Origin of the sequence: Nitrospira tepida (assembly GCF_947241125.1) — a bacterium.
Lineage (GTDB): Bacteria > Nitrospirota > Nitrospiria > Nitrospirales > Nitrospiraceae > Nitrospira_G > Nitrospira_G tepida.
The window spans coordinates 4,120,144-4,144,790 of sequence record NZ_OX365700.1 but is presented as its reverse complement, the minus strand read 5'-3'; the positions used below and the strand labels follow the sequence as shown (position 1 = coordinate 4,144,790).

Sequence of the window (24,647 nt, the reverse complement as noted above, 5' to 3'; positions counted from 1 at the left end):
TCCATGAGCCTCGGACTTCTGCCTTGACCTGAGCCACGTGTGTTCCCGGAAGCTCTAACCCAGGCTGTTGAACGCCTCGACAAGGCGCGAGAGAAACGTCTGCTGCAATCCTATGCGCTGGTCGGCGGTTTCGCCGCGTCCGTGTGGGGCCTCGCACGAGCCACGCAGGATATCGATCTTGCCGTTGCACTCGGAACAGCGGAGCCGAAGGCGCTCGCCGCTCACCTCGACGCGATGTATCAGCCTGGCGGTACCGATGATCCCTTGCGTGGCGTGTTCCGGCTTGTCCTGAAGTGCGCAGGGCAAGATGTGCCGGTTCAGCTCATCGTCCTCCAGCCGAAGTGGGCTGATGTCGCGCTCAGGGGAGTGGTTGTGCGGTGCCAGTGGTGAACTGGCAAGCGCTGGTGCTCCTGAAAGTTTATGCGGGGGGACCCATCGATCTCCGGGACGCCAGAAGCATTGTCGCCGTGCAACAACCGAGCCCAGCAGATCGGGAAAATTTGATCGCCCAGGCCGAGGCGTTGGGAGTCGGGCAAGAAGTGCGGACACTCCTCGACCTTCATTCCTAGACTGGGACCCTCCTTCCAAGGCAGGGCTCTACTCGCGTATGGATGACCAGCCTATGGCCGGCGGTTCCGAAGGGAAACACGGGCGCGTGGCTCATCCATCGTTCTCGGTGGGACGTCAAGATCCAAAAACAAGACCTCCTCTTGCGGGTCAGCGCGACAGGACGATGCTGAGTTCCGGCGAAGAGGCGGAAATCAGCGGCACCGTGACGGCCTGGCCCTTGAGAGAACGGAGGAGTTCGCCGACTGTCACCTGGCCGTCCTGATCGAGATCGGACTGTCCGTCGAACCCTGCCAGGAAATGTTCGGCCTGGAAAGGCTGTTGAGACTCTCGGCGCGCAAACTGGATGATTAGACCCTTGCCGTTCGATACCCTGTCGAGGGCCCCCTGCCAGTTGGGCGAAGCCGCTGTGGCCGCTTTCTTGGATTTGGACGGAGTAGTCGAGGCCGAGGTTGAATTGACGCGGGACATCGAACCGTCGATAAACACCAGCGACAGTTTCGCGTCGAGCTGGTTCAGATGACTATGAAGCCGGCGAAGCGGCAGAAACCGGTAGAGCGGCGCATCGGGCGCGGCGTCATAAGGGACGAGATAGACCTCGCCCGTTTGCGCATCGACGATCGTGTGGCCGACGAAATACACGAACAGGACGGTCTCGCGTCCGGCCCGCTCCGGAAGCCAGCGGGTCAGGGCTTCTTCAATATCGAGCCGGTTGGCCAGCTCATCCTCCAGCAGCATGAGACGGTCCTTCGAGACGCCGAGTTTTTGCTGCAAGGAGGCGGCGAGCCGGGCGGGATCGGCGGCCGGTTTGGCGTCCCCCCCCGGCCAGGGATCGCGATAATGCCGGACGGCCACGACGAGCGCGAGGCGATTGTGGTCGGCGGGGGAGACGGATGCCCTGCCGCCCACATTCTGACCTTCCGCAATTGTGCTCCCTCCCGATCTGATCGCCGCCACCAGCGTCTGTCCGACCGGCGCGGACGCGAGAGCCGTGCCCCGTTGATCGATCCACGAAGGAGTCACTGAGACGGTGAGTTCCCCGCGATCGGCTGAGAGGGACGAGGGCATTCTCCCCCAGAGCACCGTGCTCTTGGTGGCGCCGGGATTGATCGGACCGAGGTCCTGCGATCCGGCGCCGGATTGGGCGAAGGCGTCGATCAGAGACGGAGTCCCACCCAAGGACAACGGTGCGTGGGTGATGACGCCGGCCCCTGTGTTGGTCGCGTCCACCCTGAGCCCGATCTTCTCGCCCGGCTCCAGGATGTGATTCTGGTTGTCGTCCAACAGACTCACGCGAAGAATCATTGGCGCGGCGCCGGGCGGTTGAGGCACAGCCATGGCTCCGACCGGACTCGAAGCTGCCCCTGCTACAGCCGTGGAGGTGGGGCCTCCTGCCGGCAACTGCGCCACGACGGCAAAAAGTTGGTCCGTCAGCGCACGGGAGGCCTTAGCGAGCGTCCCATCCAACCCACCGGTCAAACAGCGTCCTCCGGCCTGTCCGACGCGAGGCGTGAAGATGCTGACATTATCGGAGTACCGGAGCGGCCCTTCCCCCATCGTTCGCACGGTCCCATCCGGGAGCACGGCCTGGTAGGTCGCTGCCAAATCCAAGTCGATGCGCGCCATATACTGATCGGTGGAGCCGGTCCGGTCCTTGCCGACGAAGTCCTTGTTCACCAGCCGCAACAGGACTTGATAGTCGGCCGGGAACTGTGACGACGCGGCGGTCTCGGAGGCGGCGACGACCTGTGTAGATTTGAACCTGGTCCGCCCCGCATCTCGAATGTTCTGCGCCAACGCCTCTGCGATCCGGCCTTCCCACAGTTGGTTATCGCAAACCGGTTGGGTGAAGATCGCATTCTCCAACTGTTGGTCCAAGACTACCCGGACCGAAATCGGAGCGACCGGTCCTCCGACCGGATCATGGCTGAACCGAGGCACGTTGAACTTGTCGCACGCGGTGCTCAGCGCCCAGACGATCGATGTTGCTGCAAGGAGCCGAATCTGTCTTTGAGAAAGCATGGTCGGGGTACGGTACCGGAATGGGCAGCCCGGTGCAACAGGGTGCGACCGGAAGCGCCGCCGAGTGGGTCCGCTTGACTCCTCCGCAAAGGGGCGAGGATCATACAGGCAGGTGGGTTTGGCTGCACCGAACTCAAAGAGGAGGGGTCGCAATGCGCCGCATCACAGGGGCTTTGCTGGTGTCGGTCTGTCTGCTTGTCGCCTGTACAACCAAACCGGTCTCTCGAATGGATGCCTATGTGGAGCCTCCGCCCGATGGGGGCAAGACGCTTTCAGAGGAGTTGATGAAACGGGCCGGTGGTCCGCTTGAAGCAGGGGTGCTGGTGGTAAACGACACATCGGATCGCGACTCCGCGCCTGCGCTGACTGAAGAAGGGACGGCGTTCTTGACGGACCAAGTGAAGCAGCGTGTGGAAGAAGCGTTGCCGATTCGAATCATCAAGCGGTTCACTCCGTTCCGCATTTCCGATGGACAGCAGCCTCCCGAAGTGGCGCGTCTTGGCCGAGAACAGGCGCTGCCCTATGTGCTCTTGGTCGTGTTCTCCAACGCCGAATCGGAGGTGCCGATGCGCCTGCCCTTGACCGGTGATCTGGAACAGGGAGGCACCCGTCCCGGTGTGCCGGGATTTGAGATGAGGACGAATGCGTTGGCGGAATTGGCCCTGATCGAGGTCGAGACGGGACGGGTGCTGGCCCGATCGGATGGGCGGGCCTGGACCAGGTTGAATCGGCTGTATGTGCCGGTGCAGTCGAATTCCTACCCGGTCATCCATCGGTCGCTGCGGGTGGCGCCAATCTATCCGAAGGAGGAGAACGCGAAAGATATCACCCGGAGCATCGCCGGTGATGAAGCGTTGGAGCAGGCGGTGATGCACCTGCAGGAGATCTGGCCTACACGAGTTCGGTCTTGATTCGAGGGAGAACGGTGAACTTGGGACCAACCAGGCTTGACCGCTTGAAGGAAACTGGACTATTCTCCGTGACCCGTCTGGCATGGAATCCGGGTCACGGAGGCGTTGATGTGGAGTATCCGTCTACTGCCGGTGCTTGCGGTCTGCCTGTTGTCTTCCGCCTGCGAGACGACCACGTGGGTTCATCCGACGAAGAAGGAAGAACATCTCACCTACGACTGGAACGCCTGTGAACGGGAGTTTCTCACGTTGATGCAGACCAATCCGGGCGTGGCCTCCATGCACACCAACCAAACGATTCAGAAGCAGCGCATCGCCGCCTGCCTGCAAAAAAAAGGCTGGAAGCAGGTCGAGAACAAGTAAACGACCGCCGGCCGCGTCGCGTCACTGGATCGTCTCTCTCCCCACTCTAACCGATCGACTTTGCATCCCCCTCTCTCTTGCCCTCTCCCATGGCCCGTTGCAATGGCAGAGCAACGGGCACCCCGGAGAGGAGGCGGTAAGGGGACACGACATTAGGCCCGCAGCCCGCCTTTCTGAACGAGATGCGCTTGCAGCTCCTCATAGGTGTGGGTGACCGGAAACTGCGGGAACTCCTTGGCGATCTTGTCCGGTGGGCGAAAGAACAGGCCGACGTGGGCCTCTCCGAGCATCGGCGTGTCGTTGTAGGCGTCGCCTGCTGCCATCACGAAAAAGTTCAAGGCCTTGAGCGCCTTCACCGATTGGCGCTTTTGGTCCGGCAGGCGCAGGCAGTAATTCGTGATGCAATTTGCCTGGTCGACTTCGAGCTGGTTACAGAAGAGGGTCGGATAGTCAAGCTGCCGCATCAGCGGCAGCGCAAACTGATAAAAGGTGTCGGACAGGATGATGAACTGGCACCGTTCGCGCAGCCAGTTGAGAAAGGCCGGAGCGCCTTCCAGCGGGTTCATGGTGCCAATCACCTCCTGGATATCCGTCAAGGTCAACTTGTGGGCATCCAGGATGCTCAGCCGGCGCTTCATCAGTGCGTCATAGTCGGGCATCTCGCGGGTGGTGATCTTGAGGTCCTCAATGCCGGTCCTGACGGCCACGTTGATCCAGATTTCCGGGACCAGGACGCCTTCCAGGTCTAAACACACCATGACGGGGTTCTGCATCGTCCTGCCTTTCGTGACCTGTGAATGGTGGTTGCGGCTCGCTGGTTGATTCATCCGCGCGACCGCGCGGGCGCTCATCATAAGTGAGGCTTCGCGGCAGGGTCAAGAAACGGCACGAATCGGAGCGGCGGTCGCCAACCGTGCGTTCATCCAGGCCGTCCACCTCCGGAGTGCAACAGTCCGCGATCAGCGGGCGGCGTGGCTTGCCCCGCCTGACGGATTCGCACATAATCGCGAAAGCGGAGAACTGGCGATGGCGCTCACCGGTCATCAAATCGGCGTGCTGCGCTCCTACATGCAGGATCTGGTCGATCAAGCGGCGCAGGAAGACGAAGCTGTCCGATCGTTCGGCTTTCGCTCCGATCCCTACCGGCCGGATCAGGCCATTTCCGATTTACTGGCCATTCTGGACGACCGGATCGAATCCGAAGGGCTTCAAGTCGGGCTCGAAGAAGAGTTCCTTCATCAGATGTGGACCCTGTGCAACGACGCGCAGCCGTTCATCAAGGAACAGGTCTGGCTCCAATCGAATCTCGGCCAGGCCGGTCCGGTTGGCGCGGCGAACGGTCCCGACGGCTCCCGCGCGCGGGTCAGGGAGTTGACCTATCGCGCGCTCTTGGCGTTTCTGCAACGATGACGACGGAGGGTCGCGCGAACGGGGCGGAACGGGCCGGCGCAACAGGCCGGCGGGTGGCGTGGCCCGGCCTGCTGTTGGTCATCGGAATCGGCTGGGTCGTGGCCGGATCGGCGGAGGGGGAGCGTGGCGCCGCTTCCGTGGGGTCGTCCGACCGTCCCGCCTTGCAGCTCATCCCGGTGACGCGCGGCGATCTCGAAGAGCCGTTGTATCTGACCCATGCCGGAGATAGGACCGGCTCTCTATTCATCGTTGAACAATCGGGGCGGATTCGCGTGCTGCCGACGGCCGGCAAACCCTCGCCTCCGCTGAAACGTCCCTTTCTCGATCTGACCGATCGGGTGCTGTCCGGCGGCGAACGCGGCCTGCTCGGGCTGGCCTTTCATCCGCGCTACCACACGAACGGCCGGTTCTTCGTGAACTATACCCGCAAGCCTGACGGGGCGACGGTGATCGCCGAATTTGCCCGGTCACCACACGATCCACTGATGGCGTCGCCGGACGAAGCCATCCTGATGGTGATCGATCAACCCTATGCGAACCACAATGGCGGGATGGTGTCGTTCGGCCCGGACGGATACCTCTACATCGGGCTCGGCGACGGGGGCTCCGGTGGTGATCCCCAAAATCGCGCGCAGAACAGGCAGGAACGGTTGGGCAAGATTCTGCGGATCGACGTGGATCGAGGCAGGCCGTTTGCGATTCCCCCGGATAATCCCTTCGCGAGAAGCGGAGGGCGCCCTGAGATTTATGCGTCGGGCCTCCGCAACCCCTGGCGATTTTCATTCGATCGGCAGACCGGGGATCTCTGGGCTGGCGACGTGGGGCAATATCGTTGGGAAGAGATCGACCTCGTCGCCAACGGAGGCAACTACGGCTGGCGGGTCATGGAAGGGACCCACTGTTTTTCTCCCCCCGACGGCTGCGAGGCCGATGGCTTGATCTTGCCGGTGGCCGAATATGGCCACGAATCCGGGCGCTGCTCCATCATCGGCGGCTACGTCTATCGAGGAAGTGCGATGCCGGAGTACCGCGGCGTCTATTTCTACGCGGACTATTGCAGCGGCGAGGTGTTCGACCTGGTACGGGCTGGCTCAGCTCGTTCGGCTCCGGTCTCTCAGGGACCTCACGTGGCCCTCCAGACCGGTGTTCGCATTTCCTCGTTTGGTGAGGATGAACAGGGCGAGCTGTACGTGGTGGATCACGGAGGAGGAATCTATCGGCTCGCGACCTTGCGGTAGCAGGTTCCTAGCCGGCCGCCGGCCGATTCACACCTTGCCTGCCAACCAATAGACGGCGAAGCCCATCACTTCATTGATGAGAAACTCGGCGGCCGCGAGACCGCCGAGTTGGGGCATGGCATCGAAGGGCGTGAAGGTGTCCGACAGATCCTCCGGGCGGTCCTTCGAGAGGTAGCCGCAGGGGTAGGGGGTGACCTGAAAGCCTTGTTTGCGGAAGAGTGCGACGGCCCGAGGGATATGGCCCGCGGAGGTCACGAGGAGCACGGAGCCGGGGCCCAGGAGCGCCCGTGCTTCGACTGCATTCTCGTAGGTGGTGCGCGATTTGGTTTCGGCGACGATCGCATTCCGTGGCACTCCCAAACGAGTCGCCCATTGGGCCATGACGACGGATTCGACCGGGCCGCGGCCGAACACCCGGGCGTCTCCCCCGGTGAGGACCAGTTTGGGGGCGAAGTTCCGGAGGAAGAGGTCTGCGCCGCAAGTCGTCCGCTCCAGGCTGAACTCGCTGAGGCTGTCGTCCGGACGCAGCGTGCCGTGGGCCTTGACCCCGCCGCCGAGCACGACAATGGCGTCAAACCGGCGGGAAACGGATTCGTCGAACGGCGGCGCCAAAGTTTCCCACCAGGCGAGCAATGAGCCTGACACCATGGGAGTGCCGAGCGGCAGCAGGATGAAACAGGCCGACAATCCAAACAAGCGGAGCTTGTTGTGCCGGCGCGGTGAATAGGGGAGCAGCAGGATCAGCGTGAGCCAGCCGAGGGAGAAGGCCAGCCAGGTCACGGGGTAGAGAAAGAATTTTGCGAACTTATAGAGTCCAAAGAGCAGCGGGGAGAGCTCCATGCAGCGTCCTCCTCATGACAGTCCATCGATGGGCTGCGGCCGTGATCGGGCCGAGGGGGTCCATCGAGTTGGTTCAGGCCTCGGCCTTCTCAACGTGGTGTAGAAGGGCAGCTTAACGAGTCTCTCAGCGGGCGACAAGAGAAACGCAGAAGAAGGGATGGGCCATGAAGACGAGCGGACGGTATTGGCTGATGAAATCGGAGCCCTCGGCCTTTTCAATCGATGATCTGGCCGCCTCGCCGGGGCAGCGGACTTGCTGGGACGGCGTGCGCAACTACCAAGCCCGCAACTACATGCGGGCCATGCAGGTTGGTGATCAGGTGCTGTTCTATCACAGCAACGCGGACCCGCCGGCTGTGGTCGGCATCGCCGAAGTCGTGCGCACGACCTATCCGGATGACAGCGCCTTCGACAAGAAAGACAAGCACTACGATCCGAAGAGCCATCCCTCCAAGCCGGTCTGGGAGATGGTGGACATCAAGTTCGTAAGGAAGTTTCTCCGGCCGCTCGGCCTGGACCTGCTGAGAAAACAGGCTCCGCTCAAGCGCATGGAGCTGCTCAGAAAAGGGTCGCGGCTGTCGGTCCAGCCGGTAAAGCCGGACGAGTGGAAGGCGATCCTGAAGCTCGCAGATGAATGACCGGGCGCGCTGGCGGCGAGGGCGTCAACCCAGGGTTCTGTTAGGCAGGCCAGACGGCCGGATCCCTTGCGGAGATGTTTCAGATCAGGTGCTGGCCTTGCCGTTGTCGAGGTGGCGATGTTGCCAATCCAACCAGGCATGGCCCAGTTCGTGGGCCAGGATGTAGCGCCGGCGTGTCACAGGCAACCGTTTCCGAATATAGATCGTCCTGGTATCGCTGTCCCAGATGCCGTCGGCGTCCTTGTCCCTGGCGTCCATCTCGCTGTCCGTGACTTGCTTGACCAGGATCCGATATCCGAACGGCAATATCACGTGAGCCGGGATTCGTAGCATGAGACCAATCTCCAGATGCCATATATGTGTGTGAGTGTTGAAAAGAGATGCCGCGCCCGCTCTCTCGATTGCGATTCGATTCGGGCAGTAAGAGCCTAACATATTCGGCCTTGGGCCATCCTCAGTCAAAAAACAACGTGTTATCAATGCGTTGCGGATTTCAATCAGCCTGGTTTCGCATCCCCCCATTCTTGATGATTGTTCAGAGAGCCCGACCGTCTGAGTAGCGCTCATTCAGCCAATGGGTCCTGAATCGCCGCGCCGGTTCCAGCCTTGCCTGAACAATCCCGGCGAAATCGGCTGCAAGAATAAAGTTCATGCAGAGCATGAGTGCCGGGAGACAAGGGGCTGCGCAATGAGATGTTCAATGAGAGGTTAAGGGTTTTCCTTTTCTGCCGGCACGTTATAATGAGGCGACGGAGAGTTGAATCGATGCACACCGTGCTGGTCATCGGGGCCGGAAAGATCGGGGGCTTGATCGCCTGTTTGCTCGCGAAGAGCGGCGACTATGCCGTGCATTTGGCTGACCTCGACATTGATGTCCCGCTCCAGCTCGGGAAGGATCTGGACCTCTCCCATTTCACACCCTGTAGCCTCGATGTCAACGACCGGGGCGCTCTGCTCCATTACTTGACACTGCATGCTCCGGTCGCCGTCATCTCCAGCCTCCCCTATTATTGCAACCTGGCGGTCGCCCGGGCGGCGCAGGAGGTCGGGGTCCATTATTTCGACCTGACCGAGGATGTCGGCGTCACCGACCAGATCAAGATCCTCAGCCATGGCGGGTCCACGGCCTTTGTGCCGCAATGCGGGCTGGCGCCCGGGTTCATCAGCATCGTGGCCCATGAATTGATGACGCATTTTGAATCGCTGGATACCGTCAAAATGCGGGTCGGCGCGCTGCCGGTCCATCCGAGCAATGCGTTGAAATACTCGCTGACCTGGTCCACCGACGGCCTCATCAACGAGTACGGCAACATCTGCTACGGCATCGAGGAGGGAGAAAAGGTCCCCTTACAGCCGCTGGAAGGGTACGAAACGATCGAAGTGGACGGCTTGCTCTACGAGGCCTTCAATACCTCCGGCGGCTTGGGCACGTTGGCCGATACCTACGTGGGCAAGGTCCGGACGCTCAACTACAAGACCCTGCGCTATCCCGGCCATTGCGAGAAGATCCACCTGCTGATGAAAGACCTCAAATTGAACGAGGATCGGGAGACCTTGAAACGGATTCTGGAACGGGCGGTCCCCCGTACTTTGCAGGACGTGGTGCTGATCTATGTGGCGGTCACCGGCCAGCAGCAGGGAGGGCTGTTCGAAGAGACCTACGTGAAGAAGGTCTATCCGCAAACGATCGCCGGGCGGCTCTGGTCGGCGATCCAAGTGACGACCGCTTCGGCACTCTGCGCGGTGGTGGATCTCGTGCTGCAACAGCCGGAGGCCTACAAGGGCTTTATCACCGAAGAGTCCTTCCCGCTTCAGGGTTTTCTGGAGAACCGGTTCGGAATTTATTATCGATAGGCGGTCGAGTGCCGGACGAAAATCAGGCTGACAGCGGGAAACGACGATGGTGGATGCGGCGCACATTCTGGATCGACTGGGTCTGTCGCAACTGAATCCGGGCGCCACGATCGGAGCCTGGTCGCCGGCGCCGGATCAGACCCGGACGTTTGAGTCGCTGAATCCCGCCACGGGCTTGGCGCTCGCGACGGTCTCTCGCGCGTCGATTCAGGAGTATGAGCAGGTTGTGGGCGCGGCGCAGCAGGCCTTCCTCGCCTGGCGGATGGTGCCGGCGCCCAAGCGGGGCGAGGTCATTCGCCTGATCGGCCAGGCCTTGCGGGAGAAGAAGGATCTCCTGGGCACGCTGGTTTCCCTGGAGGTCGGCAAGATCAAGGCCGAGGGAGACGGGGAGGTGCAGGAAATGATCGACATGGCCGATTTCGCGGTCGGCCAATCGCGGATGCTTTACGGGCTGACCATGCAGTCCGAGCGGCCGGCGCACCGCATGTACGAACAGTGGCACCCGCTCGGTGTGGTCGGGGTCATCACGGCCTTCAACTTTCCCGTCGCCGTCTGGGCCTGGAACGCCTTTATCGCGGCGGTGGCGGGCGACACGGTCCTGTGGAAGCCCTCTCCCAAGGCCCCCTTATGCGCGCTCGCCGTCCAGCGGATCTTCCGGGCCGTGCTGGAAGAACAGGGCTATCCCGACGTCTTCGGTCTGGTGCTCTCGGATGATGTGAGCCTGGCGGAGCGGATGGTGGAAGACGCGCGCCTTCCGTTGATCTCCTTCACCGGCTCGGTCCCGGTCGGGCGCCGGGTGGCGGAGTTGGTCGGGAAACGGCTGGGCCGCACGCTGCTGGAATTGAGCGGCAACAACGCCATCATCGTCGATGAACAGGCGGACCTTGAACTTGCCACCCGCGCGATCGTGTTCGGCGCGGTCGGCACGGCGGGGCAACGCTGCACCAGCACCCGCCGTTTGATCGTGCATGAGTCCGTGCGAAATACGTTATTGACCAAATTGATCGCCGCCTATAAGCAAGTGAGGATCGGAGATCCGCTTGAACCGGGGGTGCTCATGGGGCCGCTGATCGATCGGGCCGCCGTGGAACGGTACCGGGAGACCTTGGATGAGGTGCGGCGGGAAGGCGGAGAGGTCCTCGTCGGCGGGTCGGTGTTGGACCGGCCCGGGTTCTATGTCGAGCCGACGATCGTCTCGGCCCAGCACCGGTGGAAAGCGGTTCAACGGGAGACCTTTGCGCCGATCCTGTATTTGATGACTTACAAGACGATCGATGAAGCGATCGCCATGCACAACGACGTGCCGCAGGGCCTCTCCTCGGCCATCTTCACCGACAGTGTCCGCAGAGCCGAACGGTTTCTGTCCGCGGCCGGGAGCGATTGCGGCATCGCCAACGTGAACATCGGCACATCCGGCGCGGAGATCGGCGGCGCCTTCGGCGGGGAGAAAGAGACGGGCGGGGGGCGGGAAGCCGGCTCGGATTCCTGGAAGGCCTACATGCGGCGACAGACGAACACGATCAATTGGAGCACCGACCTGCCGCTGGCCCAGGGCATCCGATTCGGAGAATGAAGCCGTCAATCGTCATTCGTCATTCGTTCATCGGGCTTCTCGGTTGGCCGGCCCTCTTACCGTTGACGATTGACGCTTGGCGAATGAGGCCTGATTCCAAAGAGGGAGGAGGACTATGCGGGATGGGGTCAAGTTAGATGCGTTGATCGAACCGATGGTGGCGGACTATGTGGCGAAGAACCGCGCCGCTCAGGCGATCAAGGCGGATCTGGACAGCATCGCGGTGGGACTGCTGCCGGTGATCGACCATCTGACGATCCGGACGGACGATATCGATCGGCGCGCGCAGGAGTTTGTGGACCTCGGCTATGAGTATGCCGAAACCATCGAGTACAGTGACTGGTATGCGAAGGTCTATCGCGCGCCAGGCTATCCGGCGCTCTTCGTCGATCAGGCCTATGCGGATGACCGAGGCAAGACCAGCGTGATCCCGCGGTGGGTCGCGAAGTTCGGAGACCGGGTCTTTCACCATCTCGCGGTGCGGGTGGAAGACATCGACAAGTCGATCGCCCGGTTGAAGGCCAAGGGCGTGCGTTTCGCCGGTGAGATCGTCGGCGCGCCCGGCAGCGCGCTCCGACAAATTTTCACGGTTCCGGAATCGGTCGACGGCGAGCCCTTCTCGGTGCTGGAGCTGACCGAACGCCATGCCGGCTATCAGGGCTTTTCGCCTCCCCAGGCGGACGGACTCATGCGATCGACGGTGCTGCAACCATAGCGCGCCGCCGCACCTCCATGGTCGTTGCGTACCGCTGTCAGCTTGCCTGCTTGGCCTCTGGAGCGTTGGAGTCCCGGGGCTTCGCTTCCTTCGGCTGATTCGGAGGCGGGGTATAGGCCGTATACATCTTCGACAGGATGGCCTGCCCTTCGGCCGACTGCGCAAAGGCTGTGAACGAATCCACCAAAGGGTGCGCCTCCTTCCTCGACAGGAACAGCACCGGCCGCCGCAGCTTGTACCGTCCTTCCTTCACCGTCGGCTCTCCCGGCTCGACCTTGTCGATGGTCAGAATTCGGATCGGAATTCCCAATCCCTGCGCATCCAGCGCCGCCTTGAGCGAGATGTAGCTCACGGCGTTGTCCTTGCCCGACACGCTGGCCAATGTTTTTTGATCGGATCGGGCCGGTTTGGAGGATTCCGGCATTTTTCCGACGATCCCGAGGGATTCCTCAAATCCGCTGTCGATATTTTGATCCGGCGTCCGGCGGATCAATTCGACCCGCGCATCGGAGCCTTCGAATGAAGACCATCGTTGAACCTCTCCGCTGAAGAGCGCGCGGACCTGATCGGTGGTGACCTCGGACAGCGGATTCGCGAAATTCACGATGACGGCGATGCCGTCCCACGCAACCTGCGCGGCGCGCAACTCCGGATCCCGTTGGCCCGTCACGGCCAAATCGGCCTGCCCGCTCTTGACCATCGCCACCGTGTCCAACACCCGGTCCCACTCGATATCGATGACCGTTCCAGGATGGCGTTTTTCATAAGCGCGCGCGAGTTCTTGAATGACCGGCTGCTCAGGACCGTGGCCCACCACAAGAATGCGATGAGACTCAGCCGCCAGCCCGGTCGTGCCTCCGCTTGAGAACCACAGGACCGATAGGACACCCAGGGCCATCGTGAACCACGGTCTGGACTTCGCATCGATCCCACAGATCGGCTTTGATCGCTGTGTCGTCATGATGGTTCTTCACCTCCTCGGATTCATTACTCCACTGAGATCGGACCTTCCTTTATTCTATAACCAAACACTCTGGTCGTGGATTCGGACGAAATCTTTTCTAACCTGCTGGAAAGCTTTGGGATTCCCATAGACTAGGCCAATCACCAGATCCCCCTGCCACCACGTCGGTCATAGTATTCTCATTTGCGTGCGACAACAAAGGCTGGACAGGGGCGAATCAGCCCCGTTTTGCAACAGCCTGTTGCATCCCGCAACAGAGCGGATGGCGGTTACTGCGCATAAGTAGCGGGAAACTCTCTTGGCACCGACGTTGCAGTTTTCTACTGGATAATCGTAGCCACCTCAGCAGGAGGTGTCGTATGATAGTCGAATCTTGCCGGAAGAATGAGGCGTTCCGCGACGTCGCCCGCACCAAGAATGAGACGACGGACCTCAGTTTCCAATCCCTTTTGGTTCTGCAACGCCTGATCGGTACCTATCGACCAAGGAACTTCGCCGTGCGCTGTTGGGACGGACGGATCTGGGAACCGGAGGCTGGACAACCCAGATGCTTTACCCTGGTGCTCAAACATCCGGGCGCCTTACGAGCCCTCTGTTTCCGCCCCAGTCAGTTGGCGGTGGGAGAAGCCTTTGTCAATGACGACATCGATGTGGAAGGCGACTTGGAGGCCGCGACGGATCTGGGGTGGTTCCTCGCCGGCCGGCGCTGGACGTTCAAGGACTTGGCTCGATACGGCTGGTGGCTCTGGCGACTTCCGGCGAACAGGCCGGCCGCCGGAGGACGGTCGCCTGTCTCCCTGCGCGGCGCCGCGCATTCAGCCGGGCGGGACAAGCAGGCGGTGTCCTACCACTACGACACGTCCAACGAGTTTTACCGGTTGTGGCTGGATCGCCGCATGGTCTACTCCTGCGCCTACTTCGCGCGGCTGGACGAGGAGTTGGACACCGCGCAGGAGCGGAAGCTTGACTATGTCTGCCGGAAACTTCGCCTCCAGCCGGGCGAACGGCTGCTCGACATTGGATGCGGGTGGGGCGGGCTGGTTCTGCATGCGGCGCAACGGTACGGCGTCGAAGCGGTCGGCATTACCCTCAGCGAACGGCAGGCGGAGCTGGCGCAGCACCGTATCCAGGAGCAGGGCCTAGCCCATCGCTGTCGGATCGAGGTACGCGACTATCGGCATCTCCCGGAGGATCGGCCATTCGATAAAGTCGTCAGCATCGGAATGGTCGAACATGTGGGAGAACAGAAGCTCCCGGAGTATTTTGCCGCGGCCTGGCGGGCGTTGCGCGATGGGGGCGTATTCTTGAATCACGGGATCGGATGCCGCGAAGGCGATGCGGGGGGCATGGGGGCCTTCATGGAACAGTATGTCTTTCCAGACAGCCAGCTCGTTCCGCTGCATGTCACGGCCCGCGAAGCAGAACGGACCGGCTTTCATGTGCGGGACGTTGAAAGTCTTCGGGAACACTACGCCCTGACCCTCCGGCATTGGGTCCGGCGACTCGAATCGGCGCATGATCGGATCGTCACCCTGGTCGGCGAGGGCACCTATCGAGTCTGGCGTCTCTACATGGCGGCCTGTGCTCGTGGATTTCACATGGGCCTGTTCGATGTGTATCAAACCCTCCTGTCCAAACCGCGAGGCGGCCGAAGCGACCTGCCCTTGACCAGAGCCGACTGGTATCGCGCCGACCAGCCGGGCACGTCGTAAGCAAGCGGTCGCAGCGGCCGTCGCCTTCTTGACCCCTGGTAGGTAAACGCTTATAAGCATGGGCCGTGGTCTGTGACGAAGGGGCCGTGGTCCACCTGCGCTGTGCAGGGACCATTGTCGGACAAGAGAAGGAAGGCCAAAAGAACTACCGAAGATCTTTCTCCGGCGGCATCAACGAAGAGGGGCTTCGCCCGATGAGCCGCCGGTTCAAGCAAAGCTTGGTATAGAAGGAAGGCGAAGAGAATCACTGACGGCGTTTCTCCGGTGCCATCATATTCGATACAGCGAAAAAGAGGCGCCGGCTCAAGCAAAGCATAGATCGAAGGAAGCCAATCACGTGAGGGGTTCTCCGGCGGCGTCAATGAAGAGGGGCTTCGCCCGATGAGCCGCCGGTTCAAGCAAAGCTTGGTATGGAGGTGGATCGATGAGCACAGGTCCTCGCAGTGGTGCGGGCAATCTCGTCCCGGTGCTGGCCTTCGCCGCTGGGATCGGCGCGATCGCCTGCGTGGCCGCCCTCGCGCATGAGTTAGGGGAGGCCGGTTGGCCCTTGGTGACCCTCGACAGCATCACCGTTCCGGACATCGGCCCATTGCCGAATGCCGCGCCGACTCCGGGCGGCAACTTGAATTATAAGGCCAAGGTCGAACTGGGCCGGCAGCTTTATTTCGATGGCCGCTTGTCCAAGAACGGCGCGATTCCCTGCGCCTTCTGTCACATCCCCGGGGCAGGATTCGCCGATCCCCGCCAAACCTCGATCGGCATCGACGGCAAGATCGGCGGGCGACAGGCTCCCACGGTCCTGAACACCGGCTTCAATCCGGTTCAGTTCTGGGACGGCCGGGCCGGTTCGCTTGAGGAGCAGGCCATCGGTCCCATACACAATCCAGTCGAAATGGGAGAGACCCACGAGAACGTGGTCGCGAAACTGAACAAGATCCAAGGCTATCGAAACCAGTTCCGCGCGGTGTTCGGCACCGATGTCAGTTTGCAGGGGATTGCCGAGGCGATCGCCTCGTTCGAGCGGACGATCCTCTCCACGAACTCGGCCTTCGACAAGTATGTGAAGGGGGATCAGAACGCGATGAGCCAGGCCGCCGTCCGGGGCATGGACCTTTTCAAGGGCAAGGCGCGCTGCATCCTCTGTCACAACGGGCCGAACTTCACCGACAACCAGTTCCACAACCTGGGCGTGCCTCAAGTCGGCCCGCTCAAGGAAGACCTTGGCCGTTACGGCGTCACGGGCCTTGAAACCGACCGGGGCTCGTTCAAGACCCCGACGTTGCGGAGCATCACGGAAACCGCGCCCTACATGCATGACGGCGCGTTCAAGACATTGGAGGAGGTGCTGGATTTTCTCGACAAGGGGGGCGGGGCCAATCCCAACCTCGATCCCTACATCAAGCCGCTGGGGCTCTCGCCGGAAGAGAAAAGCGATCTGCTCGCCTTCCTTCAGGCCTTGACCGGCGAGCCGATCAAGATGGAACTCCCCAAGCTGCCGAAAAAGTAAGATCCTCGATCAGGGCGGAGGCGCCGCTCGTGACGCCTCCGCCGCCCGTCCATTCCCCGTAGCTCCTCGGAGGGTCTCGTTGAAAGGCAAGAGCGAGACGGCGTCCGTCCGACTCCGCGCCGGTTGCGAGCGGCGGATTCTGGCCGGCCACCTCTGGATCTACGAGGGGGACATCGATTCCATCTCGGGAGATCTGAAGCCCGGAGACCTAGTCATGGTCACCGCCCAAGACGGGCATTGGTGCGGACAGGGCCTCTATAGTCCCCAGTCGAAGCTCCGTGTGCGGCTCCTCACGTCCGGTCACGAAACCATCGACGCCTCCTTCTGGGATCACCGGATCGCCGAAGCAGTGGCGCGTCGCCGTTCTGTCATTTCCGGCACCACCGCCTATCGGCTCGTCCATTCGGAAGGGGATGGATTGCCGGGATTGATCGTCGATCGCTACGGGCTGGTCCTGGTCATGCAGACCTTGACGGTCGGCATGGATCAACGGCGCGAGGAGTTAGGAGAAGTCTTGCTCCGCCACACTGGTGCGGAGGCGATCTATCTCCGGAACGACGCGCCGGCGCGCGCTCACGAAGGGCTCCCTCTGGAACGGGGGTTTCTTCGCGGTGAAGGGCCGCTTCGCGTCGAGATCACCGAGGGGCCGGCTCGATTTCTTGTGGATATCGAGCGGGGACAGAAGACGGGTTGGTTTTGCGATCAACGCAACAACCGGCTGGCCGTCGCCGCCCTGGCCAAGGAGCGGGATGTCCTGGATGCCTTCTGTCATACCGGCGCCTTCGGTACCCATGCAGCCCTGGGAGGCGCCCGTTCCGTGTCAGGCTTGGACGTGAGCCGATCCGCCGTGGAGTCGGCCAGGTTCCATGCCGAGCTGAACGGGGTGGCGCAGATCTGTGAGTATCGCCAGGCCGACGCGCAGCAGGCATTGAAACGACTCGGCCGGTCGCGGCGGCGGTTCGATCTGGTGATTCTCGACCCGCCGGCCTTCGCCAAAAGCCGATCCGTCCGGGGCCGGGCGGTCGAGGGCTATCGACACATCAATGGGCTGGCGCTGAATCTGATCCGTCCCGGCGGGCTCCTGGTCACTTGTTCCTGCTCTCATCATGTGAGCGAAGGCGATCTCTGTGCCGCGGTGGAGGCGGCGGCCAGGCAGGCAAGGAAACGAATCGAGATCATCGAGCGGCGCGGAGCCGGCCCGGACCATCCGGTGCGCTTGTCCATGCCTGAGACCCGTTACCTGAAGTGCCTCATCATCAAGGTCAATTAGCCGGCCCCGCTCCCCACCCATAGGCCTCCGCGATACTCGGTGGCTGTGAATCCTCTCCTGACGGCTACGAAGTCTCTTCTGAGCGCCACTTCTTCGCCTGCTCTCGTGACTGTAAGGGTCAGGGGAATACACGTATTCCTGCCGAAGCAGTCGTTGACTTAGCCGGACATGAACCGTATCCTGCCGTCGCGATGCGGCCTTGCACAAGGAGGTGACCATGGCACGACGCGCCGTCCTGATCGGAATCAACAAGTATCGGGTGCCGGGAGCGGACCTACGCGGGTGCGTGAACGATGTGCGCAACCTGCAAGGGGTCCTGACGACCTATTATGGGTTTGCCGCAAAAGACATCGTGACGTTGACCGATTATGCCGCCACGAAGACGGCTATGGAAAAAGCCATTGCCAAGCTGATCTCGGGCGCGAAGAAAGGGGACGTGCTCCTGCTGCACTATTCGGGACATGGTTCCAATGTGCCGGACGATGACGGAGATGAGGCCGATAAACGGGATGAAATCCTCTGTCCGACCGACTTGGACTGGAAAGATCCCCTCCGGGACGACTGGCTCAGAAAGACTTTCAACAAGCTGCGGGCCGGTGTGGCGCTGACTGTCATCATGGATTGCTGTCACTCCGGCACGAACACCCGCGCGTTCCTGCCGCCGGATGCGCCGATCAAGGAACGGTACCTGCCCAGCCCCTGGGATCTGGTCGCGACAGAGTCCGGCCGCAGGCTGCGCGGCGCGGTCAAAGGCGAGCTTCGGGCCTCGCCACGGGCCAAGCGAAAAAAGAGCGATGTGGTGCATGCGGACATCTGCGAGCTGCTGGTCACCGGTTGCCGCGATACGCAAACCTCCGCCGATGCGTTCATCAAGGGCTCGTACAACGGTGCGCTTACGTACTATCTCGTCGAGAGCATCAAGGAGGCGAAGGGCCGGCTCAGCTACCGGGAGCTGCACAAGCGGACATCGGCCAAGCTCAAAGGAAACTACGACCAGGTGCCACAGCTCGAAGGGAACAAGGGCAAGTTCGACCGACCGTTCCTGTCGTCGGAGAGTTAAGTGAACCGCGACACCACGACCGGCGTGAGGCAGGGAACGACGCGGGCCGTCGATGGCACGGGCGATGGCCGCTTTGGCTTGGGAAGGAATGAGCGATGAAGAAGCGACAAAGGCGATCGGCTCGCTCAAGAGCCGGCGCGAAACTCCGAAAGGTGGACGGCGCTCTCGCGCAACGTGAGTTCGCCGGCTACGCGCTCGCGGACGATGCGGTCGAGCGCGCGCTGTCGACCGGAGAATATCGGGGCGCGCTGGAAGAGTACTTCGGCGAAGAGAACTACCAGGAGCTTCGCGATCTGGCCCGCCAGGCTTCCGCGCGCTCGGTTCGCGGGGGGCCTCGCGTGTTCATCTTGCCGGGAATCATGGGGTCCAAGCTGGGCCGCAAGCGGCTGTTGCTCGACGATGTGATTTGGATCGATCCGATCGGGATTCTTGCCGGAGAGCTGAACGAGCTGGCGTTGGACCAGGGCAAGGACGACGTGGTGCCGCTCGGCGTGCTCCTGTTTGCATATCTGATGATCAAGCTTTCCTTGCGCGCCGCGGGGTTTGACGCGGACTTTCACCCCTACGACTGGCGACGCGATCTCCCCTCGCTGGGAGCGAAGTTTGCCAAGCGGATCAATGACGAACAGAAACCGGTCCATCTCGTGGCCCACAGCATGGGCGGCCTCGTCGCGCGAGCGGCCCTCAAGGCCGGGGCGGCCAATGTCGAGCGCCTGATCATGCTCGGCACGCCGAACTATGGGTCGTTTGCCATCCCTCAGGCGCTTCGCGGAACGTACGACGTGGTCAAGAAAGTGGCGGCGTTCGATCTCGCGCACGGCCCCGAGGAACTGGCATCGGACGTCTTCTCGACGTTTCCCGGGCTGTACCAGATGATGCCGTGGAAAGAAAAGTTCAGCGCGGTCAATCTGTACGACGAGGCGACCTGGCCGACCACCGGCCCGCGCCCTCGCGCGGACCTGCTTCGCGCCATCGAGCCGGTCCATGCCAAGCTGGCTTCGGGCGACAAGCGGTTCGTGCTCATCGCGGGGGTGAACCAAGACACGATCACCGGCATGCGGATCGAAAACGGAGACTTCGCCTATGAAGTCTCGAGAGCCGGAGACGGGACCGTCCCCCTGGATTTCGCGAGGCTTGAGGATGTGCCGACGTACTATGTCGAGGAGAGCCACGGCAGCCTTCCGAACAACGGCATCGTGCGCGATGCGGTGGTCTCGATTCTTAACGGGACCGCGCCGCAGCGGGTGATGACGCAATGGAGCCCGCCGCGAGGAGCGGCCGTCCGGGTGCTGCGGGGCGCAGAGCTGCGGCAGAACGTCTATGAAGGGCGACGCGGCAAGCAATTGACCGCGCGTGACATCCGGGTGGCCTTGGCGGAGGTGGCGGCGCCGCCGGCGCCGATCGGCCGGCGAGCGGCCCAGGCCCAGGCGGTCCCGGAGGGCACGGCGCGGTTCGAAAACCTTGTGGTGGGGCGTCGGTACCAACGAGAGTTGGATGTCACGCTCGTGAAGGGCAATATCGCCGACGTGGACACGCGGGCCTGCGTCCTCGGCATTTTCCAGGAAGTGACTCCGACCGGGGCCGCGCGGGCTTTGGACGACCGCTTGGGCGGGATGATTCGGGAGTTTACGGAACGACGCATGTTTACCGGCGTGGTCGGGGAGACCTTCCTGATGCCGGTCAATCGAGCGAGCTTGCGAACGGAAATGATCATGCTGGCCGGCATGGGCACCTTCGACCGATTCACGCCGGATATGCAGGAACTGGTGTCCGAGAACGTCCTGCGGGTCTTCCTGCGCGCGCGGGTTGAGGAGTTCGCGACCGTGATTCTGGGCGGCAGCACCGGATCGAGCGTGGCCGCCGTGGTCAAGCAGATGTTCGCCGGCTTCCTCAAGGCGCTCCAGGATGCCGATCGCGGGCAGCGGTTCCGTCGCGTCATCCTGTGCGAACGGGACGAGGCGCGCTATGAGGAATTGAAACGCACCGTGTACGACTTGGCCAGCACGCCCCTGTTCCAGGGCGCCGAGCTGACGATCAACGAGGAGGTCTTCCCGCCGTTGGATGTGTCGGCGATGGAAGGGGCGCGAGCCTTGGTCTCCGGGCGGGGAGAAGATCCCGTCTATTTGTTCGTCCGCCAACTGCCCAGCGCGCCGGACTCGACGGTGTTTCAGGCGGCGGTGCTGACCGCGGGCGGCCGCGCCGCCATTATTACGGAGGACGCCATCCCTCCGAAGGCCGAGCTTGAAGCGCATCTCGCAGTAACGGGTGGCGGGCGGCTCAAGGTCAAGAACGAGGAGGAACTGACCGCCTACGGAAAGAAGCTGGGACAACTGGTGCTCCATCCCAAGATTCAAGAGGTCTTGGCGAGTCCCGGTCTGGAAGATCGCCATCTCGTCGTGGTGCACGACCTGGCGGCCTCCCGCATTCCCTGGGAAACCTTGGTGATCGATGGAAAGAGTCCGGCCTTATTGCAGGGGATCAGCCGTCGCTATCTCGCCTCGAATCTCTCGGTGGCCAAGTGGCGGGAGGAACAGCGGCAGGATGCCATCTTGCGGGTGCTCTTGGTGGTCAATCCGACGCAAGACCTAGCCGGCGCGGCGGCGGAAGGCAAGCTGGTTGAAGAGGTGCTGAAAGCCCAACGGGGGGTGGAGCTGACGGTCGTGAGGGAGCAGCAGGCGACCAGAGCCCGCCTGCTCGCGGAGTTGAAGGGGGGCCGATACGATGTCGTGCACTATGCGGGACATGCCTATTATGATCGTACCGACCTGAGCCAGAGCGGGATTGTGTGCCACGGCGACGAGATCCTGACCGGGCCGGACCTGATGTCGCTTCCCACGCTGCCGAGCATGGCCTTTTTCAACGCCTGTGAAGCGGGGCGGGTGCGGGTGTGGCGGCCCAAAACGCCAAGGAGAAAACGAGCGTCGAGCCGGAAGGAAGCGTCGCCGATGGCCGATCCGCTGGAAGTCTCGGTCAGCTTTGCCGAGGCGTTCCTGCGCGGAGGGGCGGCGACCTATGTGGGGACCTATTGGCCCGTGGGCGATGAACCGGCGGAGGAGTTCGCCAAGACATTGTACGGCCAACTGATCGAAGGCCAGTCGGTGGCCCGGTCTCTCTTGGCGGCGCGCCAGACCCTGAAAGAGCACCGGTTTCTCGATTGGGCGGACTACATCCATTATGGCAGTCCGGATTTCGTGCTGAAAGTCCGGAGCTAGCCCGGCACATTGCACTCGTTGCATCACGACCCATTCCAGGGAAAATGCAATGTGCTCTCGCGCATGGAGTCGAGGGGATTGGTTCCGCTGACTTGGGCGGTGCCTGTCCCAGCCCCGGAAGAGCATCCCCTATTTCGTGCCGACCATAAGTCACTGAGTAAGGGCCAATTAGGCCTATCTGCATCCTGACTTTCGTCTATCGGAAAAGCGTCGCGCACTCCTCAGAATTCAGTTCAAGCCTCCCTTTCCTAGCCCGCATTATTCATGAACGCTTCTGCTGCTTTGGCCCATTGCAACAGAGGAGCAACGGGCGCCCCGATTCGCCGCTGCGACAGAGCCTGATGGCGGGCGTGCTCGCCGCTCGGGTCCGGCCGCCTCACCAACTCGGCGGCGCGCACAGACGTGGCGCTCTTTTATTCATCGCGCCGTGCGCCCCTCGACGTACTGTTTCAAGTACGCCTTGGTTCTTCGCGGCTGTGCTTGGGGGCACCCATTGCGCTTTTCCATGCAATGGGTCCAACGCCTGGCGACTGCCGGGTACCCGTTGCGCCTCTCATGCAACGGGTGGAACGCCACGAATCGTCATGAATAATGCGGGCTAGACCTTCTTTGCCGCTCCCTCTAGACCCGAATCAGTACCAGGGTCTATGGGCTCGATCAACCAATCGCTCTATACCAAGGGGCGACGGCTTCGCCCGGAGGTAAAGGTGGAGAAGATCCGAATATTGCTGGCGAACCATCCCCTGATGCTTCCGGACGACATTCGCAATCTGGTGGAGGAACAAGAAGACATGGAGATCGTGGGCGACTGCCGGGGCCCCATGAAAATTCTGCAAGAGGCGGGGAGGACCAAGGCCGATGCCGTGATTCTCGCGCATGAGGGAACGCAAGAGCCGGGACTCTGCAGTCAGTTGCTGGCCGTGTATCCGGACCTCACGATCCTCGGCGTCACGGCCGATATGACGGCCGGGTTCGTGCGGCAGATGTGTTCGCGCCGGCATGCCCTGGCCGAGATCAAGAAACAGGATGTTATCGACAGGCTCCGCACCGCCGTGCGGGATCCCTGCAGTGAGCGGGAGGGCTGAGGCCTCGCGGGCGACCACCGGAAGCGCCCCGATCGACATGACGCATGGATGAAGCGACGGCAAGCAACCGCTAATCTCAGGAGTGGAGGAGGGCAATGCCAATCTCACCGACCTATCCAGGAGTCTATATCGAGGAAGTGCGAGGGGGCGTCCGAACGATCACTGGAGTGGCCACGTCGATCACGGCATTCATCGGACGGGCCTTGCGCGGGCCTGTGGACAAGCCGATCACGATCAACAGCTTCGCCGATTTCGAGCGGACGTTCGGCGGGCTCTGGAGCGGCTCCGCGCTGGGGTTCGCCGTGCGTGATTTCTACGCGAACGGTGGCAGCCAGGCGATCATCGTCAGACTCTATCGCGCGGAAAGCGGCACCGGCGCCAAACCGGCGGTCCCGCAACTGAACGCCAACAATCTGGTCCTGGAGGCGGCGGAGCCTGGCTCCTGGGGCAACCAGCTCCGCGCCCGGATCGAAGCGGTGGATCCTGCGATCGCCGCCGAGGTCGCGCCGGCGCTCGGCGTCGGCCCGACGGATCTCTTCACCCTGCTCCTCCGCGACATGAAAACAGGTGCCGAACAGATGTTCCGCAACGTCACCACGGTGGAGAGCGCGCGCCGGGTGGACCGGATACTCGCCAATGAATCCTTGCTGATGCGGGTGAAGACGTTGGCGGCCCCGACCGCCCACGGCGCGCCGGCGGCGGGCAAGACCGTCTGGGAGGACAACAACGCCTCCGACGGCGTAGCTGCGGCCGATCAGGCGTCCGACGGCCAGGATCTCAACGAAGAATCGTTCACGGGAGCCGGCAAGGAGGCGGCCAAGCAAGGCCTCTATGCGCTGGAGCAGGCCGATCTCTTCAACCTGCTCTGCCTGCCTCCCTACAAGAGCAGCTCCGGGATCGCCAATCAGGACGTGGACGCCACCCTGGTCGGGGCGGCAGCCGTCTATTGTGAAAAGCGCCGCGCCATGCTGATCGTCGATCCGCCCAGCAACTGGGACGACAAAGGGGACGCCAAAAGCGGCGTCGGCGCGGTCGGGACCAGGAGCAAGAACGCCGCGTTGTATTTTCCCCGGCTCGTCCAGCCGAATCCGCTGCGCAACGGACAGCTCGAACAGGTTTCTCCCTGCGGAGCGGTGGCCGGCATCCTGGCCCGCACGGACGCGACCAGAGGGCTGTGGAAGGCGCCGGCCGGGCTGGACGCGACCATCACCGGCGCGGTGGGGCTGAGCGTGAACCTCACCGACGGAGAAAACGGGGAACTGAACCCGTTGGGGATCAATTGCCTGCGCGCCATGCCGCCGAGCGGGCTCGTGGTGTGGGGCGCCCGCACGCTGCAAGGGGACGACCGCCTGGCGTCCGAATGGAAATACCTCCCCGTCCGCCGGACCGCGTTGTTCATCGAGGAGAGCCTCTACCGCGGCACGCAGTGGGTCGTCTTCGAGCCCAACGACGAGCCCTTGTGGGCGCAGATCCGGCTCAACATCGGCGCCTTCATGCAGAACCTCTTCCGGCAGGGCGCCTTCCAGGGCAAGACGCCGGCAGAGGCCTACTTCGTGAAGTGCGACAAGGAAACGACGACCCAGCACGACATCAATCTGGGCATCGTCAACATCGTGGTCGGCTTTGCGCCGCTCAAACCGGCCGAGTTCGTGATCATCAAGATTCAGCAGATGGCCGGTCAGATTCAGGCATAAGGAGGACGCGCT

Annotated in this window: 22 protein-coding genes; 17 read left to right on the top strand and 5 right to left on the bottom strand. The window is 62.3% G+C overall.

Annotation, left to right across the window (positions count from 1 at the left end; translation table 11 throughout):
• Nucleotides 1-39 precede the first annotated feature (39 nt).
• Nucleotides 40-390, top strand: a complete 351-nt coding sequence (locus QWI75_RS19650; protein WP_289270987.1) for a hypothetical protein — start codon at nt 40-42, stop codon at nt 388-390.
• On the top strand, nt 387-569 hold the full coding sequence (locus QWI75_RS19645; RefSeq protein WP_289270985.1) for a hypothetical protein: 183 nt from the start codon (nt 387-389) through the stop codon (nt 567-569). Before QWI75_RS19650 ends, QWI75_RS19645 begins: the two co-directional genes overlap by 4 nt.
• A 148-nt stretch (nt 570-717) precedes the next feature.
• On the opposite strand, the gene QWI75_RS19640 is transcribed toward QWI75_RS19645, so the two are convergent.
• The gene (locus QWI75_RS19640) at nt 718-2,589 is read right to left on the bottom strand and encodes a caspase family protein (protein WP_289270983.1); all 1,872 of its coding nucleotides are present in this window, start codon (nt 2,587-2,589) and stop codon (nt 718-720) included.
• A 152-nt stretch (nt 2,590-2,741) separates the two neighbouring features.
• On the opposite strand from QWI75_RS19640, the gene QWI75_RS19635 reads away from it, so the two are divergent.
• Both QWI75_RS19635 and QWI75_RS19630 read left to right on the top strand, forming a co-directional pair.
• A complete protein-coding gene (locus QWI75_RS19635; protein WP_289270981.1) occupies nt 2,742-3,500 on the top strand; it encodes a hypothetical protein in 759 nt (252 codons plus the stop codon).
• Between the two features lie 108 nt (nt 3,501-3,608).
• Entirely contained in the window at nt 3,609-3,863 is a 255-nt protein-coding gene (locus tag QWI75_RS19630) for a hypothetical protein (protein ID WP_289270979.1), read from the top strand.
• Nucleotides 3,864-4,015: 152 nt separating this feature from the next.
• Here the strand turns inward: QWI75_RS19630 and thrH are convergent, their stop codons facing one another.
• On the bottom strand, nt 4,016-4,636 hold the full coding sequence (gene thrH / locus QWI75_RS19625) for a bifunctional phosphoserine phosphatase/homoserine phosphotransferase ThrH (RefSeq protein WP_370693653.1): 621 nt from the start codon (nt 4,634-4,636) through the stop codon (nt 4,016-4,018).
• Between the two features lie 253 nt (nt 4,637-4,889).
• On the opposite strand from thrH, the gene QWI75_RS19620 reads away from it, so the two are divergent.
• A complete protein-coding gene (locus QWI75_RS19620) occupies nt 4,890-5,273 on the top strand; it encodes a hypothetical protein (RefSeq protein ID WP_289270976.1) in 384 nt (127 codons plus the stop codon).
• Entirely contained in the window at nt 5,270-6,511 is a 1,242-nt protein-coding gene (locus tag QWI75_RS19615) for a PQQ-dependent sugar dehydrogenase (protein WP_289270973.1), read from the top strand. Before QWI75_RS19620 ends, QWI75_RS19615 begins: the two co-directional genes overlap by 4 nt.
• 27 nt (nt 6,512-6,538) lie before the next feature.
• Here the strand turns inward: QWI75_RS19615 and QWI75_RS19610 are convergent, their stop codons facing one another.
• Nucleotides 6,539-7,351, bottom strand: a complete 813-nt coding sequence (locus QWI75_RS19610; RefSeq protein WP_289270972.1) for a YdcF family protein — start codon at nt 7,349-7,351, stop codon at nt 6,539-6,541.
• A 164-nt stretch (nt 7,352-7,515) separates the two neighbouring features.
• On the opposite strand from QWI75_RS19610, the gene QWI75_RS19605 reads away from it, so the two are divergent.
• Nucleotides 7,516-7,989 carry an EVE domain-containing protein gene (locus tag QWI75_RS19605; RefSeq protein ID WP_289270970.1) on the top strand — a complete coding sequence of 158 codons (474 nt, stop codon included), beginning with the start codon at nt 7,516-7,518 and terminating at the stop codon, nt 7,987-7,989.
• A gap of 84 nt (nt 7,990-8,073) precedes the next feature.
• Here the strand turns inward: QWI75_RS19605 and QWI75_RS19600 are convergent, their stop codons facing one another.
• Nucleotides 8,074-8,322: an ImmA/IrrE family metallo-endopeptidase gene (locus QWI75_RS19600; RefSeq protein WP_289270968.1), complete on the bottom strand. Its 249-nt coding sequence runs from the start codon at nt 8,320-8,322 to the stop codon at nt 8,074-8,076.
• Between the two features lie 432 nt (nt 8,323-8,754).
• Here QWI75_RS19600 and QWI75_RS19595 point away from each other — a divergent pair, with 432 nt between their 5' ends.
• The 3 genes from QWI75_RS19595 (at nt 8,755) to QWI75_RS19585 (ending at nt 12,131) form a co-directional block, all read left to right on the top strand.
• Nucleotides 8,755-9,843 (top strand): saccharopine dehydrogenase family protein, encoded by a 1,089-nt coding sequence (locus QWI75_RS19595; RefSeq protein WP_289270966.1) that lies wholly within the window; start codon nt 8,755-8,757, stop codon nt 9,841-9,843.
• 46 nt (nt 9,844-9,889) lie between these two features.
• Nucleotides 9,890-11,416, top strand: a complete 1,527-nt coding sequence (gene amaB, locus QWI75_RS19590; protein ID WP_289270964.1) for an L-piperidine-6-carboxylate dehydrogenase — start codon at nt 9,890-9,892, stop codon at nt 11,414-11,416.
• Between the two features lie 115 nt (nt 11,417-11,531).
• On the top strand, nt 11,532-12,131 hold the full coding sequence (locus QWI75_RS19585) for a VOC family protein (RefSeq protein WP_289270962.1): 600 nt from the start codon (nt 11,532-11,534) through the stop codon (nt 12,129-12,131).
• A 37-nt stretch (nt 12,132-12,168) separates the two neighbouring features.
• On the opposite strand, the gene QWI75_RS19580 is transcribed toward QWI75_RS19585, so the two are convergent.
• Nucleotides 12,169-13,092: a substrate-binding domain-containing protein gene (locus tag QWI75_RS19580; protein ID WP_289270960.1), complete on the bottom strand. Its 924-nt coding sequence runs from the start codon at nt 13,090-13,092 to the stop codon at nt 12,169-12,171.
• A 362-nt stretch (nt 13,093-13,454) separates the two neighbouring features.
• Here QWI75_RS19580 and QWI75_RS19575 point away from each other — a divergent pair, with 362 nt between their 5' ends.
• The 7 genes from QWI75_RS19575 to QWI75_RS19545 all read left to right on the top strand — a co-directional run bounded on the left by QWI75_RS19575 (nt 13,455) and on the right by QWI75_RS19545 (nt 24,635).
• Complete coding sequence (locus tag QWI75_RS19575) at nt 13,455-14,807, top strand: class I SAM-dependent methyltransferase (protein ID WP_289270958.1); 1,353 nt, start codon at nt 13,455-13,457, stop codon at nt 14,805-14,807.
• 424 nt (nt 14,808-15,231) lie between these two features.
• Nucleotides 15,232-16,314 carry a cytochrome-c peroxidase gene (locus tag QWI75_RS19570; protein ID WP_289270956.1) on the top strand — a complete coding sequence of 361 codons (1,083 nt, stop codon included), beginning with the start codon at nt 15,232-15,234 and terminating at the stop codon, nt 16,312-16,314.
• A gap of 79 nt (nt 16,315-16,393) precedes the next feature.
• The gene (locus tag QWI75_RS19565; protein ID WP_289270954.1) at nt 16,394-17,584 is read left to right on the top strand and encodes a class I SAM-dependent rRNA methyltransferase; all 1,191 of its coding nucleotides are present in this window, start codon (nt 16,394-16,396) and stop codon (nt 17,582-17,584) included.
• A gap of 217 nt (nt 17,585-17,801) precedes the next feature.
• Nucleotides 17,802-18,644 (top strand): caspase family protein, encoded by an 843-nt coding sequence (locus tag QWI75_RS19560; RefSeq protein WP_289270952.1) that lies wholly within the window; start codon nt 17,802-17,804, stop codon nt 18,642-18,644.
• Between the two features lie 95 nt (nt 18,645-18,739).
• The gene (locus QWI75_RS19555; protein WP_289270950.1) at nt 18,740-21,856 is read left to right on the top strand and encodes an alpha/beta fold hydrolase; all 3,117 of its coding nucleotides are present in this window, start codon (nt 18,740-18,742) and stop codon (nt 21,854-21,856) included.
• A 647-nt stretch (nt 21,857-22,503) separates the two neighbouring features.
• Nucleotides 22,504-22,941: a response regulator gene (locus tag QWI75_RS19550; RefSeq protein WP_289270948.1), complete on the top strand. Its 438-nt coding sequence runs from the start codon at nt 22,504-22,506 to the stop codon at nt 22,939-22,941.
• Between the two features lie 95 nt (nt 22,942-23,036).
• On the top strand, nt 23,037-24,635 hold the full coding sequence (locus tag QWI75_RS19545; RefSeq protein ID WP_289270946.1) for a phage tail sheath subtilisin-like domain-containing protein: 1,599 nt from the start codon (nt 23,037-23,039) through the stop codon (nt 24,633-24,635).
• Nucleotides 24,636-24,647: the final 12 nt, after the last annotated feature.

Excerpts from the sequence above, each read along its gene's own strand:
- QWI75_RS19640 (WP_289270983.1), bottom strand. The coding sequence starts at position 2,589 with ATGCTTTCTCAAAGACAGATTCGGCTCCTTGCAGCAACATCGATCGTC.
- QWI75_RS19635 (WP_289270981.1), top strand. The coding sequence starts at position 2,742 with ATGCGCCGCATCACAGGGGCTTTGCTGGTGTCGGTCTGTCTGCTTGTC.
- QWI75_RS19630 (WP_289270979.1), top strand. The coding sequence starts at position 3,609 with ATGTGGAGTATCCGTCTACTGCCGGTGCTTGCGGTCTGCCTGTTGTCT.
- thrH (WP_370693653.1), bottom strand. The coding sequence starts at position 4,636 with ATGCAGAACCCCGTCATGGTGTGTTTAGACCTGGAAGGCGTCCTGGTC.
- QWI75_RS19620 (WP_289270976.1), top strand. The coding sequence starts at position 4,890 with ATGGCGCTCACCGGTCATCAAATCGGCGTGCTGCGCTCCTACATGCAG.
- QWI75_RS19615 (WP_289270973.1), top strand. The coding sequence starts at position 5,270 with ATGACGACGGAGGGTCGCGCGAACGGGGCGGAACGGGCCGGCGCAACA.
- QWI75_RS19610 (WP_289270972.1), bottom strand. The coding sequence starts at position 7,351 with ATGGAGCTCTCCCCGCTGCTCTTTGGACTCTATAAGTTCGCAAAATTC.
- QWI75_RS19605 (WP_289270970.1), top strand. The coding sequence starts at position 7,516 with ATGAAGACGAGCGGACGGTATTGGCTGATGAAATCGGAGCCCTCGGCC.
- QWI75_RS19600 (WP_289270968.1), bottom strand. The coding sequence starts at position 8,322 with ATGCTACGAATCCCGGCTCACGTGATATTGCCGTTCGGATATCGGATC.
- QWI75_RS19595 (WP_289270966.1), top strand. The coding sequence starts at position 8,755 with ATGCACACCGTGCTGGTCATCGGGGCCGGAAAGATCGGGGGCTTGATC.
- amaB (WP_289270964.1), top strand. The coding sequence starts at position 9,890 with ATGGTGGATGCGGCGCACATTCTGGATCGACTGGGTCTGTCGCAACTG.
- QWI75_RS19585 (WP_289270962.1), top strand. The coding sequence starts at position 11,532 with ATGCGGGATGGGGTCAAGTTAGATGCGTTGATCGAACCGATGGTGGCG.
- QWI75_RS19580 (WP_289270960.1), bottom strand. The coding sequence starts at position 13,092 with ATGACGACACAGCGATCAAAGCCGATCTGTGGGATCGATGCGAAGTCC.
- QWI75_RS19575 (WP_289270958.1), top strand. The coding sequence starts at position 13,455 with ATGATAGTCGAATCTTGCCGGAAGAATGAGGCGTTCCGCGACGTCGCC.
- QWI75_RS19570 (WP_289270956.1), top strand. The coding sequence starts at position 15,232 with ATGAGCACAGGTCCTCGCAGTGGTGCGGGCAATCTCGTCCCGGTGCTG.
- QWI75_RS19560 (WP_289270952.1), top strand. The coding sequence starts at position 17,802 with ATGGCACGACGCGCCGTCCTGATCGGAATCAACAAGTATCGGGTGCCG.
- QWI75_RS19555 (WP_289270950.1), top strand. The coding sequence starts at position 18,740 with ATGAAGAAGCGACAAAGGCGATCGGCTCGCTCAAGAGCCGGCGCGAAA.
- QWI75_RS19550 (WP_289270948.1), top strand. The coding sequence starts at position 22,504 with ATGGGCTCGATCAACCAATCGCTCTATACCAAGGGGCGACGGCTTCGC.
- QWI75_RS19545 (WP_289270946.1), top strand. The coding sequence starts at position 23,037 with ATGCCAATCTCACCGACCTATCCAGGAGTCTATATCGAGGAAGTGCGA.